This window comes from Alteromonas sp. MMG017 (genome assembly GCF_018100795.1).
Classification (GTDB): Bacteria; Pseudomonadota; Gammaproteobacteria; order Enterobacterales; family Alteromonadaceae; genus Alteromonas.
This window is the reverse complement of record NZ_JAGJDY010000003.1, coordinates 457,135-473,897: the sequence shown is the minus strand read 5'-3', so window position 1 is coordinate 473,897 and position 16,763 is coordinate 457,135. Positions and strand designations below refer to the sequence as shown.

At 44.0% G+C, this 16,763-nt stretch carries 11 protein-coding genes; 4 read left to right on the top strand and 7 right to left on the bottom strand.

The window, feature by feature from the left end:
- Positions 1 to 7 precede the first annotated feature (7 nt).
- Genes J8L84_RS06655 through J8L84_RS06645 form a run of 3 tightly spaced genes read left to right on the top strand, consistent with a single transcriptional unit; the run spans position 8 to position 2,835 of the window.
- On the top strand, positions 8 to 841 hold the full coding sequence (locus J8L84_RS06655; RefSeq protein ID WP_057794082.1) for a thymidylate synthase: 834 nt from the start codon (positions 8 to 10) through the stop codon (positions 839 to 841).
- 9 nt (positions 842 to 850) lie between these two features.
- Positions 851 to 1,876 (top strand): response regulator, encoded by a 1,026-nt coding sequence (locus J8L84_RS06650; protein ID WP_211069991.1) that lies wholly within the window; start codon positions 851 to 853, stop codon positions 1,874 to 1,876.
- The gene (locus tag J8L84_RS06645) at positions 1,876 to 2,835 is read left to right on the top strand and encodes a sensor domain-containing diguanylate cyclase (protein ID WP_211069990.1); all 960 of its coding nucleotides are present in this window, start codon (positions 1,876 to 1,878) and stop codon (positions 2,833 to 2,835) included. Before J8L84_RS06650 ends, J8L84_RS06645 begins: the two co-directional genes overlap by 1 nt.
- A gap of 94 nt (positions 2,836 to 2,929) precedes the next feature.
- On the opposite strand, the gene J8L84_RS06640 is transcribed toward J8L84_RS06645, so the two are convergent.
- From J8L84_RS06640 to rapA, 6 genes are all read right to left on the bottom strand, one after another.
- Entirely contained in the window at positions 2,930 to 5,116 is a 2,187-nt protein-coding gene (locus J8L84_RS06640; RefSeq protein WP_211069989.1) for a response regulator, read from the bottom strand.
- 243 nt (positions 5,117 to 5,359) lie between these two features.
- Positions 5,360 to 6,730, bottom strand: coding sequence for an MFS transporter (locus J8L84_RS06635; protein ID WP_211069988.1), 1,371 nt, complete (start codon positions 6,728 to 6,730; stop codon positions 5,360 to 5,362).
- 85 nt (positions 6,731 to 6,815) lie between these two features.
- Positions 6,816 to 7,139 carry a hypothetical protein gene (locus J8L84_RS20645; protein WP_013785507.1) on the bottom strand — a complete coding sequence of 108 codons (324 nt, stop codon included), beginning with the start codon at positions 7,137 to 7,139 and terminating at the stop codon, positions 6,816 to 6,818.
- A 136-nt stretch (positions 7,140 to 7,275) separates the two neighbouring features.
- On the bottom strand, positions 7,276 to 8,124 hold the full coding sequence (locus J8L84_RS06625; protein WP_211069987.1) for a DUF3530 family protein: 849 nt from the start codon (positions 8,122 to 8,124) through the stop codon (positions 7,276 to 7,278).
- Between the two features lie 167 nt (positions 8,125 to 8,291).
- The gene (locus tag J8L84_RS06620) at positions 8,292 to 9,083 is read right to left on the bottom strand and encodes a pseudouridine synthase (protein ID WP_211069986.1); all 792 of its coding nucleotides are present in this window, start codon (positions 9,081 to 9,083) and stop codon (positions 8,292 to 8,294) included.
- Positions 9,083 to 11,911, bottom strand: coding sequence for an RNA polymerase-associated protein RapA (rapA, locus tag J8L84_RS06615; protein ID WP_211069985.1), 2,829 nt, complete (start codon positions 11,909 to 11,911; stop codon positions 9,083 to 9,085). The genes J8L84_RS06620 and rapA overlap by 1 nt, the downstream gene beginning before the upstream one ends.
- Before the next feature lie 372 nt (positions 11,912 to 12,283).
- Here rapA and J8L84_RS06610 point away from each other — a divergent pair, with 372 nt between their 5' ends.
- The gene (locus J8L84_RS06610; RefSeq protein WP_057794064.1) at positions 12,284 to 13,681 is read left to right on the top strand and encodes a PhoH family protein; all 1,398 of its coding nucleotides are present in this window, start codon (positions 12,284 to 12,286) and stop codon (positions 13,679 to 13,681) included.
- 125 nt (positions 13,682 to 13,806) lie between these two features.
- Here J8L84_RS06610 and J8L84_RS06605 read toward each other — a convergent pair whose 3' ends face one another.
- Positions 13,807 to 16,554, bottom strand: a complete 2,748-nt coding sequence (locus J8L84_RS06605; protein ID WP_211069984.1) for a TonB-dependent receptor — start codon at positions 16,552 to 16,554, stop codon at positions 13,807 to 13,809.
- Between the last annotated feature and the right edge of the window lie 209 nt (positions 16,555 to 16,763).

Below are 16,763 nucleotides of genomic sequence, written 5' to 3'. Positions count from 1 at the left end.
AAGAAAGATGAAAGAATATCTCGCATTGATGCGCCATGTACGTGATACAGGTGTAAAAAAGGAAGACCGCACTGGAACCGGTACGTTAAGTGTATTTGGCTATCAAATGCGGTTTGATTTACAACAAGGCTTTCCGTTAGTTACCACTAAAAAATGCCACCTTAAATCTATTATTCACGAGCTGCTATGGTTCTTGAAAGGCGAAAGTAACATCGCTTATTTGAAAGAAAATGGCGTGAGCATTTGGGATGGTTGGGCAACAGAAGAGGGCGAATTAGGCCCTGTCTACGGTAAGCAGTGGCGCAGTTGGGACAATGGCGATGGTACAACTATCGATCAGATAGCCGATGTGATTGACCAAATCAAAACCAATCCAGATTCTCGCCGTCTTATTGTCAGTGCATGGAATCCGTCTGTATTGCCAGATACACAATATTCGCCAAGTGAAAATGCGAGTATGGGTAAGCAAGCATTGCCACCGTGTCATACCATGTTTCAATTCTATGTGCTTGATGGCAAATTGAGTTGTCAGCTATATCAGCGCAGTGGTGATATTTTCTTAGGTATTCCTTTTAATATTGCTAGCTATGCCTTACTCACTATGATGATCGCCCAAGTATGTGACCTAGCGCCGGGTGATTTCATTCTGACATTGGGTGATGCGCATTTATATAGTAATCATCTAGAGCAAGTTGACCTGCAATTAAGCCGAGAACCTTTCGCGCCGCCCGTTATGGAATTAAACGAAAGCGTGAAAGACATTTTTGATTTTTCATTTGAGGACTTTACGCTTAAAGGCTACCAGTCTCACCCTCACATAAAAGCACCCGTCGCAATATAAGGAGGTTTTGTGTCTACACCTATTCTTATATGTGATGATTCAGGCTTTGCGCGACGTCAGATGGCGCGCAGTATCCCAGATAGTTGGGACGTAGAGATTTCATTTGCCGGTAATGGACAAGAAGCCCTTGAGGTTATCCGTGCTGGTAAAGGCGATGTGGTCTTTCTTGACCTGAATATGCCCGTCATGGACGGCTATGAAACCATGGAGGCCATTCGTAAGGAAGACTTACCTTGTTTGGTTATTGTGGTATCAGGAGACGTACAAGCGCAAGCGCGAGATCGAATGTTGGCTTTAGGTGCTATCGATTTTATTCGTAAACCTATTGATAACGAAAAGCTCACTAACATTCTATCTTCTTACGGTATCTATAGTGGCGTTTCTACAGCAATACAGCGAGAAGCCGTTGCAAGAGACACCGATGCGTCCTCGTTGGACGATAAGCTAGATGCTTATCGAGAAATGGTGAATATCGCTATGGGCCGGGCTGGTGAAAGCCTAGCACAGCTTATGGGCGAGTTTGTCGACCTGCCTATTCCCAATGTAAATTTGCTAGAAAGTAATGAGTTGTCGATGGCCATCGCCGAGATAAATCGCAACGACTGTGTTTCAGCCGTGTCGAAAGGCTTTGTTAGTGCCGGAATTCGCGGCGAGGCGCTGGTTATTTTCAATGATACTAACTCGCAAAACATCGTTGAGTTACTAAAATACGATGCTCACCAGTCTACGGGAAGCTTAGAGCTTGAAGCATTAATGGATGTGTCGAATATTCTCATTGGTGCATGCTTAAATGGATTGTCTGAACAACTAAACGTGTCATTTAGTCATACGCTTCCTGTATTACTCGGTCGACATCAAGGGCTAGCTGCGTTACTTAACGACAATGTTAAGAAGTGGGGCAAGGTAATGGCAATCGAAATTGGTTACGCCATTAAAGCCAGAGATATTGCATTCGATTTGTTACTCCTATTTCCCGATGAAGCGATGAACCATATTTATGGGCGTTTAGTGGATGTCGAAAAGGAGGCTTCATAATGATTTCACTGACTGCAGGTGGAAATTTACCCGCTGAACTGCTCGACTCTATCGAAGTGGGTATTGTTGTACTAAACCGAGATTTCGTAGTGGAAGCGTGGAATAAATTCATGGAGAACCACTCTTCAATTCTACCCCACGATATTAAAGGTACCTCCTTATTTACCCATTTTTCAGAGATTGATGAAAATTGGCTGAGGCTTAAATCAGGACCGGTCTTTAACTTAAAAAGCCCAGTATTTATTATTTGGGAACAGCGCCAATACTTATTTAAATTTGGCGGCAATAGACCTATTACCTGCCAAGCCAGTTTCATGTATCAGAACGTGACCATGTTTCCACTAATTTCTGAAACCGGTGATGTTGAGAAGTTCTGTATCGTCGTTTATGACGTAACAGACCAAGCACTTAGCAAAATTGGTATGGAAAGGCTGAATGAAGAGCTTAAAACAGCCAGCCGAATTGATGGCTTAACGGGGCTGTTTAATCGTCGATACTGGCAGGAGCGTTTTGAGCAATCTTATAAGTTAGCCAAGCGCCAAGAAAAGGCGAGTACCGCAATGATGTTAGACATCGATCACTTTAAAAAAGTGAACGATACTTATGGTCACCAAGCAGGCGATAAAGTGATTCAGATGCTGTCCGCGCTTATCACGCGCTGCGTCCGGGAAACTGATTTAGCAGGCCGTTATGGCGGCGAAGAATTTGCCGTGATTCTTACCGACTCACCCGTTGAAAAGGCCGTTATAGTGGCTGAGCGTATTCGTCGTTTAGCGGAACGTTTGGTGGTAGAGCACGATGGTGAAGAAATTACTTTTACGGTGAGTTTGGGTTTAGCTGAATTCGACCCTCATAGTAAAAGCTCTATGGCTTGGCTTGAAAAAGCCGACCAAGCGCTTTACGAAGCTAAAGAAAGTGGGCGGAACAAATACTGTATTAGCGCGCTAGCCGGAGTGTAAGCAACTATTTGCAATGCAACTACATGCATAGTCTTTTTCGGTAGCTTCAAACAGAGTTGGTAGTGCGCTTATTACACCAACTCTGCGTTTACTCTTATAGTTTCAATAGGGTTAAATCTAAGGTGTTTTTCAACTCTTGGAAGGTAACAGGTTTAACTAAGTGGTAGCGAATACCAGCAAGTTCAGAGGCTTTTTTGTCGTCTTTATGTGCGTTAGCTGTAATAGCAACGATGGGAATGTTTGGCTTTTTCTCTTTAATAATTTTTGCCACCTCTAATCCGCTAATATCAGGTAAATTAATATCTAACAAAATAGCGTCGTAAGACTCTTCACTGGCTTGAATGATGGCATCGTTGCCAGTGGTGACAGTTTTAGGTGAGTGACCCATGCATATCAGCATGTTTTCCAGCATTTGGGCATTGATAGGCTCATCTTCTACCACCAACACTTTGGCATGATTCACTGTTTGGTAAGCTGATTTGTTCGGTTGCGCCAAATGATGGAGTGTATCCACAATACGGTTTTTATCAACCGGCTTAACAAACGATTGCCATACTTCAAGCTGACTGTTTGCAATAACATTGGCAATATCTGGTGTAGCCGATAACACCACAATAGGTGGTGTACGTTTTCCGTAAATAGCATGAAGTGTTCGAGTTAGCTCTAAACCATCGATGCCAGGCATGTAGAGGTCGGCGAAAATGGCGGTGTATTGTAGTAACTCATCATGCAAGCTTAGTAGGTCTGAACCTGAAGCAAAGCAACGGGCGGAAAACCCTTCGCTAGTAATAATGTTTTGTATATGCAGTCGAGAAATTTCTAAATCATCAACAATAGCGAAACGCGCATTGCTAGTATTAATTTTGGGTGTTTCGATATCGGATAAAGGCGTAATAGGAATATTGGCAACAAATTCAGTACCAATGCCCTCTTGGCTGGTAAACGAGAGGCTTCCACCTAGTTGATCAATGCTTTTTTGCACTACGGTAAGCCCGATACCAGCACCTGGAAACCGATGATCTAGCGGCTGTTCGCCACGAAAAAAACGTTCAAAAATTTTAGGCTTTATGTCATCTGCAATGCCGAGTCCTGAGTCTCTCACTTTTATGACCAAGCAAACCTTTTTGTTTTTCACCAAGGTGGTGACATTTACATCAATAATGCCATTGGGTGTGAACTTAACGGCATTGTCTAACGTGTTGCGGATGACTTTAGATAAGTTTGTGGCATCCCCTTCAATAAAGTGGGGAACGCTATGGTTGCAATGCATCGTAAATTCGACTTTTTTCCCTCTAACCTGAACGGAGTAAGGGGCAATACATTCGTCGAGCAAACTGATAAGGTCAACCCGGCCAATGTGTTTATCTTGTTCGCTACCAATCGATAAAATATCGAGCAAGTTATTGGTTAAGTTCAATAGCCGGTAGCATGATTGTTCCGCTTGTTGAATAAGCTTTCCTTGCTGCTGCTTCATGTTAGGAATAAGTTCTAGTGCAGTAATAATGGCACTAATTGGCCCTCTAAACTCGTGGCTCATTAAGTTCAGGAAGTCGCGCTTTTCATTCTCAAGTAAGGCTTCAGATTCTTGATTTTTCGAAGAGGTATGCGCTTCTTTCTTAAGCAGACGAGTTCTATTTTGGTTAATTTTTGAGAAAACATATAGCCACAGCGCCATAAGAGAAAGTGCTAACAAGGCGGTAATCACAAACAAGCTTACTTTGAGATTTTGAGCACTGTGGCTTAACCGATTTAAGGTAATTTGTTCTTGAAGCCTAATATCTCTAATAAGTGGCGAAAGCTGAAGCGGGGGGGATAGATAACCCGCTACTTCACTAGGGGGTAAATCAACAATAGTACGGAGCAAATACAAAGTAACTTTAACCTGCTCGGGAAGTGAAAGTGAAGTGCTTCTTTGTTGTTCGCTGATATAGGCATCTAAACTGAGTGCCTGGGTATTAAAGTCATCGAAATGCGCATCGTCAATTAAAAAAGCATGTTGAAAGTGATACTTTGCTTCAACGGCAAGGGGCATTAACTCCCTCTGGATAGTGGCTATTTCATCTGAAGGTTGTGGCTTAGCAAGTGCCTCAATACGTTTTTCTATTTCAATGAGTGCATGATGCAGTGAGTTGCTCGCATTTAGCGATTGCGACAACGTATAGTGGGTGTGTAAAAAGTGGTATAGGTAGGCGAAAAAACACAATATTACTACGGCAAACCCTGTCGCGATGTATAAATTCCGATGCGTTGCTTCGTTTAATGGTACTTCATTCTTGCTCATAGCGACTCCATGCTACTACGCCTACTATTGGCCTATTCTTGGTTTTTTCTTAGCCGTTACTGATTTTTCACTTAGCCATTGGGCTGTCGCCAAGCCTACTACTGTATTTTAATCAGCTATCTTGAAGCCAAGTGAACGCTTATTGTATGGCTAATTTAGGCTATCCTTTTACGAACTCATTTCCTCATCATTGCTTATATGCACTGTAGTTTAACTTTAGATGGGAAATGAGTTATTGCAACGTTATTGCTCAGAAGTTTTAGATTTTTCCAAATGAGTGATTTTGTGTCGAATATTGTGTAAGAACAGCAAGCTGGGAATAACCATAAGTGCTGTAATAACAAAGAACTGGCTCCAATTACCGTCAAGGAAATCAACCACGAAACCACTACTGGATGCCACTAAGGTTCTCCCCGCTACACTTAGCGATGCCATAAGGGCGTATTGGGTGGCACTGAAAGCGCGATTACACAACAGAGAAATAAAAGCGACCATGGCCACGGTGCTCCAAGCAGCCGTAAAGCCGTCGATAATAACCGCAGCGGCCAGAAGTGTAACATCAGGCCCAGTGGTAGCAATAAGGGAAAACATAAGGTTAGAAGCCGCCATAGCAATACCGGCGGTCATTAACCCCTTGTAAATGCCGTAGCGAATGTTGACTAGCCCACCTATCAGAGAAAAGATAATGGTCACCCACCAATTGAGCAGCTTTGAGTAAGTGCCTATATCACTATTTGAAAAACCAATTTCTTTGTAAAAAACGATACTCATTCTTCCTAAGAAGGCTTCTCCAATTTTAAACAAGAATATAAACAGCAAAAAAGAGAGGGCGAGCTTGACGCCATTACGGGAGAAAAATTCTGAAAAAGGGGCCACTAAGGTTTGTTTAAACCAAAACGCTATTTTAGAAGAGCCTTCTCCGGCACTGCCCTGTGTTGGGCTCCCCACCACTTGGCTACGCAGTAAGTCACGATCTATGTCAGGCTCTTTGGCAAACACCGTGGTGACCATAAGTACAAGCATAAAAAGGGCGAGTAAGCCGTAAATATCAGGCCAATACCAGCTGCTGTTGTCTGCAATAAAAAATGGGATGGCTCCAAGTCCACCATAACCCGTCCACCAACCAGCGGTGGCTACAGATGATGCTGCCGACAAACCGTCGTTGTCATTTTCTTCAATGACATCAATTCGATAGCCATCTATCGCAATATCTTGAGTTGATGAAAAGATAGCAATGAGTAAGCCCACCAATGCTAAGTAAAACAAATGACTATTAGCAGAAAGTTGTGTCATCAACGCACAACACAGGGCAATGCCGCCTTGCATGATGAAAATCCAGCCTCGACGCTGGCCAAGAAAGCGAGGTTTTACGCGGTCAATTAAAGGAGACCAAAGAAAATTGAAGGAATAGACCGCAAAGATAGCACCAAACAAGCCAATGGCAGACCGAGATAGGCCTTCATCTTTTAACCAGGCTGAGAGCACCGAACCAATCATAATCCATGGAAAACCACTGGTAATGCCAAATAGAAAAATACTAAGGTAACGTCTGTCTTGATAAGTTTTGAGAGAGTCTAACAAATGCGTTCCATGGCCAAAGCGTGATCCATTCATATTGAGCCATGATCACGCTTCAGTTTCAATGAAAACGAACGATAAAGGGTTGAATCACTAATAAATTGATAAATAAAGAAAGTTGCTAGGGGCGTATACCAACACAATCGATGGGGCAGTGCCCTTTGCCTTCTAAAAACAATACACAGTTCATTAACTCATCGACAAGATATTTATCTGAACGTAACTTATCTTCTTGCCAAAAATGGACTTGATGGAGCAAATGCCAAAAGACCCGTTCCTTATAGGTGTAAGGTTGGGTAAATGTGTACTCTATCTGGCCCCACTCTTCCATACTATCCCAAAAGAATAGCTCAATCTCCTCGACTGGAAGCTCTCCTTGCCAAAATGACCTCAGATAAAAACACAGCTGCTTGGCCTTTTTGTTTACGAATGTTTGAACAGTCATAGACACACAGCCGCCGTTATTAAAGATTAAAAAGAATTATAGTTCAGAACACCCAGTGATACCTTGTAAAACCCAAGGCAAATGAGATAGGTTACTGTTTTAAACTGTAAATTAGACTAATTGGTTTAGATTCTAATTACCAGCCTAAATGTTGAGCCCATCCAAGAACGCTGCCAGCAATTAGCTGAATTTTAGCGCTATTCTCATTGTCCATTAGACCAAAGGTTGAATTTTGCGTGAATAGAGACTGTTGTCTGTAGTGAAGCTTAAGGGAAGTGGTGGCAAGTTGCTTTCGTTTTGCTTGCGTTTGCAACGCCCATGGATTGGTGCCGTTAATCGATAAGTCTAACACCGGAAATTCAGTGCCTGCAATAAATTCTGGTACAGCGCGGTTTATGTCGTCATTCGGCCAAAAGGGGGTGATGGCGACTAAAGTGTCTGGTGAGGGAATAATGCCTTTAGAACCTAAATCCAGCAATTGTGCAGCCTGCATTCCATAGGCAATGTTCATTCTAAACCCTTGATGACTTTCAAGGTGAGTATTAAGCGCATTGATTAAGATGGTTAGATGCTGGCTGGACGATACGTAATTTTGTCGTTGAAGCCGACTGTCAGCTTTCGGGTGAATAGCCTCATCGACGGGTAGGTCAGGGTCTTCCTCTAGCGTCAATGAAACTGGGCTAACCACCACATGCCAACCTTTTTCATTGAGTAAGCTGGCTAATTGACGTGCATCCCCAATGGAGAGTCCGGTGGGCGAGGCATCAGCTAAAATAATGGCCGCACCGCGAGAGATAGGCAATGCTGAAGAGCTCTCAAAAATAGGCACGCGGATTTCCCCAGCCATTACATAGGTAATGTCGTCGGGTAAAAAAGCGTGGGTGATATCCTCATACAAGCTTTGGGCTTGCGCACCAGGCACAAAATATCCCATCGAAAACATAAAGCTGCAACCCACCACGAGAAAACGAAATAAATGTAACATGGTGTACCAATAAAGCATTCAACACTTTAATTATCGGCTAAACCTTTGAAAACTTCAGTTCGAACCAAGAGTATTTTTTAGCGCTGGGTTAATTAACCGCTTTAATGAAAGCAGGTGAAACAGATAGGTAAGAAGCGCCACAAAGTCTCAATCTATAGCCCAGAATTTCAATCGATAGATAGTGGGGCGGGGGAGTAGTGGGTATAACCAGTAAACGGAATAGGCGTTTGGAACGTTAGCCAATCTTCAGACGAAGGATGCGCAAAGCTCAAGCTTTCTGCATGCAGCTGTAAACGTTCGGCCATACCTAGGGCTTGTGGATGCGCATAAAGCCTATCACCTAAGATAGGATGACCTAACTCAAGCATGTGCACACGGAGTTGGTGGGAGCGCCCTGTAACCGGGTACAAGGCCACTAACGTTTCGCTTTGCTCACTCGTAGTGCTAAAGCCGGGGCTTATATCAGGGGGAGTATTAGCGCTAGTGGCTGAATTAATGGTGATACGCGATGCTATTGGCGTTACGTCTACCACTTCATAGTGGGTTAGGGCTTTTTTGCCTCGCTCATAATCAACCATTTGCTTTGGGCGATTAGGCCAATCACAAATAAGGGGTAAGTTCACTTCCCCCTTGTTACTTTTCACGTGGCCGAAAACACGAGCAAAATAGCGCTTCTTGGTTTTGCGTAGTTCAAATTGCTTTGAAATATGCCGATGGCTTTCTTTATTGAGCGCCATCACCATAATGCCCGATGTCGCCATATCTAGCCTGTGCACCACAGTGGCAGTGGGGAACACGGTATTTACTCTGCTAATAAGCGAGTCTTTATGTTCTTGTGCCTTACCTGGCACACTTAACAGGCCGCTGGGCTTATTCGCTACCAAGATGTCATCATCTTGGTAGAGAATGGTTAAATAGGGCTGTACGGGCGGGTTATAAACAAACGCTGGATTAGCCATTAAGGGTTATTCACCACTAAACGAAGGGCATCAAACTGCACGTCAGCACCTTGTATTACTTTGTCTAACGCGTTCATTTGATTTTCAATAAACTCAATTTCACTGTCACGCACTGACGGGTTACGCTTTTGTAAGTCGACTAAGCGCTGAATTTCACTGTTTAGGGTTTTATGCATGTCTTGCAGTGCATCGTGTAGCTTTTGATTCGCTTGTTGATGCGCCAGTTTCCGGCTGTTCTCAATTGCTAAGGTAAGCGGTTGATGCAGTGCTTTAATCAATTGATGCGAAATTTTTCGATTCACTTTGCGTTTAACTTCAAACGTTAAGTCAACCTGATTACCTTGTGCATCTAAACAAATACGCAGTGGCGTTTGTGGTAAGAAACGACCAAGCTGAAGTGCTTTAGGGGCGTTGGCATCTAACACAAACAAGGCCTCTAACCAGTAAGCGCCCTTGGGAAGGTCAGGATCGGCAATAAAGCCAATGCTGCTCTTACCGTGCACATCACTAAGTACTAAATCGATAGCGGTATGTACAAGGGGGTGATCCCAACTTAAAAATTGCACATTTTCTAAGGTGGTAGCAACGCGACGTTTATAGGTTACCGTCATGCCTTCAGGATCAAGACCCGGTAATTGGCTAACCATAGATTCGGTTGGCATGAGAATAAAGCAATCGCTGCCTTTTTCTTCCTGCTGAACGCCAATGGCATCAAACAAACGACCCATAAAACGAGATAAATCTTGCGAGTTATCAAGCAATATGATGTCTTCAAGTAACTGTTCAACGCGGCCTTCACCAGACGCATTAAGTTCTAATAAACGGTCACGACCCGCTTCTAACTGCGCCACTAACTGACTATTTAACGTGGTACTTAAGTTAATAAGTTCATCACGAGTATGAAGATCGTGAGGGTGCAAACACGCGCCAATCAATAAGGCTTTTACGTCGTCAAACACACCTGAGCCAGTCGGGCAGGTTTTCTCGAATGCATTCAGTCCTTCATGATACCAATCCACCAACACATGCTGAGCGGTGTTTTTCAGATAAGGTACGTGAATTTCAACGGTTTGAGTTTGACCGATACGATCTAAGCGTCCAATACGTTGTTCAAGTAAGTCGGGTGTTACTGGTAAATCGAATAACACCAAGTGATGGGCAAACTGGAAGTTACGCCCTTCACTACCAATTTCGCTACACAGTAATATTTGTGCGCCGTCTTCTTCATCAGAGAAATAATGAGCGGCTTTGTCTCGCTCAACAATGGTCATGCCTTCGTGGAACACACTATGACGTACACCGGTTTGAGTGCGAATGACTTCACCAAGTTCTTGCGCGGTGCGCGCACTGGCACAAATCAGTAATATCTTTTCTGGTTTTACCGACTGCATAAAATCAAGTAACCAACCAACCCGAGGATCTTCATCCATCCAGCTATTCACCACGCTTGGCATACGCTCAGGATATAACGCATGGGTTAAATCACCACCGGTTACCGCACTTTGATATGCCTCTGGCAGTTCGAGTTGGTAGCCAAGCAATACGCGGTCAGGGAAGCCTTCAATATTGGCTCTGCGGTTTCTAAACAGCATTCTGCCAGTGCCGTGGCAATCAATAAGCTGATGTACTAATTCGCGGCGTGCTTCAGGTTGTGCTAAATCACCTGCATTTTCCATCACATCCGGGGCGAAGTCGGTTAGCTTAGTGCGCTGCTTTTCGTCAGGTGTGGTGTCTGAAAGTAACGGGGCTACCGCGTCGGCAAGCTGACTGTAACGCGACTCTTCGGTTAAAAATGCTTCGTAACTATGGAAGCGAGCAGGGTCGAGTAATCGCAAGCGGGCAAAGTGGCTTTCATGGCCAAGTTGATCTGGTGTTGCGGTTAATAACAATACCCCTGGGGTTTCATTGGCTAATGCTTCCACGCAAGTATATTCAGCAGAAGGGGCATCGGCAGACCACGCAAGGTGATGGGCTTCATCAACCACCATTAAATCCCACGATGCCGCTTGAATTTGTTGCTGACGTTTTTCACTTTGACTCAAAAAGTCGATGCTACATAGCACTAACTGGTCGTTATCAAAGGGGTTGGTTTCCCCATCATCATCTAAAGCTTCGCATCGGCTTTCATCAAAAATAGCGAAAGGCAGATTAATTCTGCGCAGCATTTCAACCAACCACTGATGTACCAATGAATCTGGTACTAAAATGAGTACTCGCTGAGCGCGCCCCGTGCGCAGTTGCTGGTGAATAATAAGCGCGGCTTCAATGGTTTTACCTAAGCCAACTTCATCGGCAAGTAAAACACGTGGTGCGTGGCGTCCACCCACTTCAGAGGCAATATGCAGCTGGTGGGGAATGAGCGAGATACGAGCACCCGCTAAGCCCAAAGTGCTCGAGCGTAAATAATCGTATTGGTGATTCAGCGCATTAAGGCGTAAGTCGAACCACTTAGGGTGGTCAAGTTGCTCGCTGAACAAACGTTTTTCAGGTTGGTTTAATCGAATATGGTGATCAAGCAAGGTTTCAGATAGGCGTACCTGTGCTTTGGTGTCTTCGCGGATACCGAAGTAAATGCAAACGCCTTGGCTTTCTTCAATTTCAGAAATTGTCATTTGCCAGCCGTCTTGGCTTTTTATGGTTTCGCCAATATCGAACACTAAACGGGTAAGGGGGGCTTCTTGCTTTGTATACATTCGCGCCTCTCCCGTAGCAGGGAAAAACACCTCAACTGAGCGAAAATCAACACTAATAACAGCGCCTAAACCTAATTCGGTTTCAGTATTACTTAACCAACGCTGACCAATGGAAAACGGATTTCCTGAACTCATAAATCACCAACCTTTTTTGCGGGGGCGGTATTGTACGCATTGTGTATTAATAAGTCATTAATACTAGCCCATTTGTGCGTTTTAATCTTGGGGTGGAAAATGTGGTTGGAGGAGGAAGGAAAAAACAGAAGAAAAAAAATTTAGCAGAAAAACAGTGCTAATAATGAAAATCTGGATTAAGGTGGATTTAGCGCTTGTGATTGTTTGTTGGGCAAGCGTGTGAAGTGGCGGTGTTTAGGTAACTGCCACTTTTCGGTCGACGCGACAAGGAGTGGAAGTCCTGTTCGAGCGACAACTTCTTCTCCTTCAGCGGAACTGTTCCTAGCACGCTAATTTGTTGTGTGTGCCTGGCCTTATTTACCGGAGTAAAGGATGCCAAGAAAAAATTCCACTGATACAAAAATATACGTCCTCGATACCAATATTCTGCTGCACGAACCTCACGCATTTCTCTCCTTTAAAGAACACGATGTCGTTGTACCAATGACAGTGCTTGAAGAACTAGATTACATCAAAGATAGTAAGAAAGACGTTGCCCGAGATGCGCGAGTATCTATTCGTGCAATGGAAGACTTATTGCACGATGCGTCACCTGACAATATGGTGGCGGGTGTGTCTATGGTGGGAATGGGTGCAGGTGAGACAGCGCCCACAGGTTCGTTGTCTATTTATACTGATTTGGGCATGGCGCAATCGCAGCAAGTGTTCACCAGTAATGAGAATGACAACCGCATCATTAACGTGGCCCTGCATTTACAAAAAGCAAATGCACCGCAACAAGTGGTGTTGGTCACCAAAGACCTCAACATGCGCCTCAAAGCCAAAGGGGCAGGTCTTGCTCATGTAGAGGATTACCGCACCGACCAACTTATCAGTGATATTAAATACCTCTCTCGGGGTTTTCATCGGTTTGAGGGCAATTTCTGGGACAAGGTTAAAAGTGTAGATAGCCGCACTGAAGGCCGCGATACCATTCACACCATTCCCAAAGCCATGCTGCCAGAAGCTTACATCAATGAGTTTTTACTTGATGAAAGCAACGACTTTGCTGGACTCGTTGAAGCGATTAACGGTGACTCTCTTGAAGTGCTCGATTTAGGCTATGAGCGCTTAATGGGCCGCCATGCGTGGGGAATAACGCCCAAGAATATCGGTCAAGCCATGGCGCTTCATGCGTTACTTGACCCACACATCGACTTGGTGATCCTTACAGGCCCCGCTGGGAGTGGTAAAACCCTATTGGCCCTAGCCGCCGCCCTTGAAATGGTGGTAGAGCGTAACATGTACGATAAGATAATCGTGACACGTAGCACGCCAGAAATAGCCGAATCGATAGGCTTCTTGCCGGGTACGGAAGAAGAGAAAATGCTGCCGTGGTTGGCGGCCATTACAGACTCTTTAGAGGTGCTACATAAGCACGATGAGAATGTGAAAGGCTCTATGAATTACATCATGGAAAAAGCCAATATCCAGTATAAGTCGGTTAACTTTATGCGCGGGCGAAGCATTCAAAATTCTATTGTTATTTTGGATGAGTCTCAGAACTTAACTGCGTCACAGCTTAAAACTATTATCACCCGATGCGGTGAAGGTACCAAAATTATTGTGGGCGGAAACTTGGCCCAAATCGACAGTAATTACTTAAGTGCCGTAACTTCAGGTCTTACTTACTTGGTAGAGAAGTTCAAAGACTTTTCCGGTAGTGCGACACTGAACTTAGATGGGGTAGTGCGAAGCCGTTTAGCCAGCTTTGCAGAAGAGAATCTATAGTGTGGTAGCTTGCTAATAATAGTTTGCCTTGGGGGGATATTTCCCCAAGGCAAAATTATTGATAAGCGTAGAACAACCGTCATTTTTGCGTGGTATTAAACAGCGCGACACCGCTTATATTATGCTTAAAACTTACCTCTCACACCTACATTGTAGCGGGGGCCATATGTTTCATAGTCGATAAGCTGATTGCTGAAGCGACCATGTCTACGGGTACTTTCATCGGTTACGTTAATACCATCTAGGTACACAGATACATGGTCATTAATATCGTAACTTGCTGAGATATCAAGTTGGCTGTACGCCTCGGTAAAGGTAGGCTCTAAACCACCAGAAAGTAAAAACTCATCTCGCCAGTTATATGCTGCTCTAACCTGATAATAGTCCTTTTCATAAAACAACACGAAGTTGGCTGAATCGCTTAAGCCGGTAAGTGCAAAGTTGTTTTCCAAAGAATAAACATCATATTCATCTGCACTATTTACCATAGTGTAGTTAACCACTGTGCCAAAACCTGTTTCACCAAACAGATGCTGTACGTTGAACTCCCAACCATAGACACGCGTAGCATCAAGATTTAACGGCGTAGAAATTTCCCATGCGATAACAGGATCGCCCGGTTGGGAAACACAGGCAGCTACTGGGTCAGTAACCGTGCCATCTGGGCAGTTTGCTCTTGCGCTTACACTTGGGTCAGTTAGTGGGCCATTAGGGCCTTCTATTTCGCTCTCTAGCTGGCCAGTAGAAATAAAGTTATCAACTTGTTTACGGAAGTGGCCAACGGAAACATAGCTACCATCGTCGTAGTAGTACTCTAGCGATAAGTCCACGTTTTGAGACTCGAAAGGAAGTAGATTAGGGTTTCCTTGAGATGCACGAAATGGCCCCCCTGCACGGTGTAAGTTTAAGCTGGTCGCTGGGAACATAGCGCCAATACTACTTCTTGCGATAGTTTTACTGTAAGAAAACCTAGCGACTAAATCATCAGTAATTTCCATACTAATATCTAAGTTGGGCAAGAATTGTTCGTAGTCTCCTTCTAATGTTTCGGTTATCTCCTCGTCTGCCAATACTTTAGCCAGTTGTATTGGCGTAATCCAATTAAAGCCTACCACTGGGCGTTGTACAGAGTAGGACTCAACGTCAGTCTCTTCGTATCTCACACCAAAGCTAGCGTTGATCGGCATGTTGTTAAAATCGGTGACGAAATCAAAGGAGAGAAACACCGCTGTTGTTTCTTCTGAAATACCATTACGACGAACATCGGCTTCATTATAAAGGGATTGTTCCCTTACGAGATCAAGAAAGTCATTGGCACTATAAATAGGAAGAAATTCAAAGCCTACGCCACCAGGACGAAACGTATAGTCGAGTTCACTAATGTCCAACGTGCCATTGCCTAGCGCAAAATTATCACTATAAATATTGTTACTATCTACATCATATTTGGTATGAGCAAAACCGAAATTAATGGCATCTAATGCTCCTGTTTCCATATTTAGCCATTTACCGAATAACTGTATTTGCTGAATATTATTTTCAATTTCGTAACCACGCTCCTGATAAAGATCTGCCTCTATATTTTCAGGCGCATAGGCGCCACCAGGTACCCCAGTATCATCATAATATGCAATAGGAGTATCGCCGCTGAAGTCAGCACTGATATGGACAGGTGCCAGATCGCCAAATGGATTTTTTAAGTTAGCGATCCGTTCAGCAGGTAGACCGCCGGGATTTGAGTGTGATGTTGAATCATGCAAATCTAATTCGAAGCTTAGTGCGTCGGTAGCCCGCCACTCAAAATTAACGCCATAGGAGTCATTTTCAGTTTCAAAATTGTATTCCCAAGCCCAGAAATTAAGCTCGTCATTCATGCGGCTAGGATTGATAATGGTGCCGTTTTCGTCTGCCGCACCTTCTTGTACGTTATCAAACCAAAAACTCATACGGTTCATTTTACCGTTTTCATCTAAGCGAGATATAACATAATCTAACGTAGTGGTAAGTGAATCTGTGGGTCTGAATTGAAGCACTACCTGTCCATTTATACGGTCACGACTGTAGTTAGACTCTTCTAAATCAACGGTGGGTGTGCGCCATGTTGCCAAGGTAGGGTTTTTTGAAGTATCGATAGCACTGGTATCTGGGTTCGCTTGGCCTGGGTAGCCACGACCCCACCCTTGAGTTCCAATACGATCCACATGGCTATCTCGTTCAGCATAGGAAAACGACGCCAGTACCCCAAACCTTTTATCATCGAATGTTTTACTCACCATGCCAGAGAGCTCAGGCGTAACACTATCTCCATCGGTTACACTGGTGTCCATTACCGCTTTTGCACTCCACGCAGCCATGAATTCATCCATTTCAAAAGGACGAGCGGTATTGATGTTTATTGTAGCGCCTAGGCCGCCGGAACTGACATCGGCTTTACCTGTTTTGTGTACTTCCACACCAGAAACACTTTCGGCCGCAATCTCCCGGAAGTTAAAACTCCGTGATATGCCGTTTGTAAGCAAAGAGGATGAGTTTGGCATCTGGCGGTTATTTAAAGTGACTAAGTTAAAGCTTGGTCCGAAACCTCGAACGGTAACCTGATTACCTTCATTGTTAGTTCGGTCGATAGATACACCGGTGATACGTTGCAATGATTCTGCAAGGTTGGTATCTGGAAATTTTCCTATGTCTTCAGCAGATATGGCTTCTACAACGCCAGATGATTCTCGCTTGATATCCATCGCTGAGGTGAGTGAACCTCGAATACCCTTCACTTCAATAACTTCGACTGACTTATCTTCTTGAGCCATTAAACCATTACTTAGCAGGGCGCAGGCTACTGCAGCCGAGACCGCATTAAACTTTTTCGTTTGCATAAATATTCCCGTCACTATCGTGTAAAAGCTTTGTTAATGGGATTTATTATTAATGTTCTAATGTTAATTGTCAACAATATGGTGTCGCGATTATGTAAAGCGACCTATGAAGTCCCGTTTTTTAAAAAGCACAGCAGAGTAGATTTGGACGAAACGAGTACTTATTGTTTGAGGTTAGTGACTGATGATGTGGTAGATAGCAAGGCTGG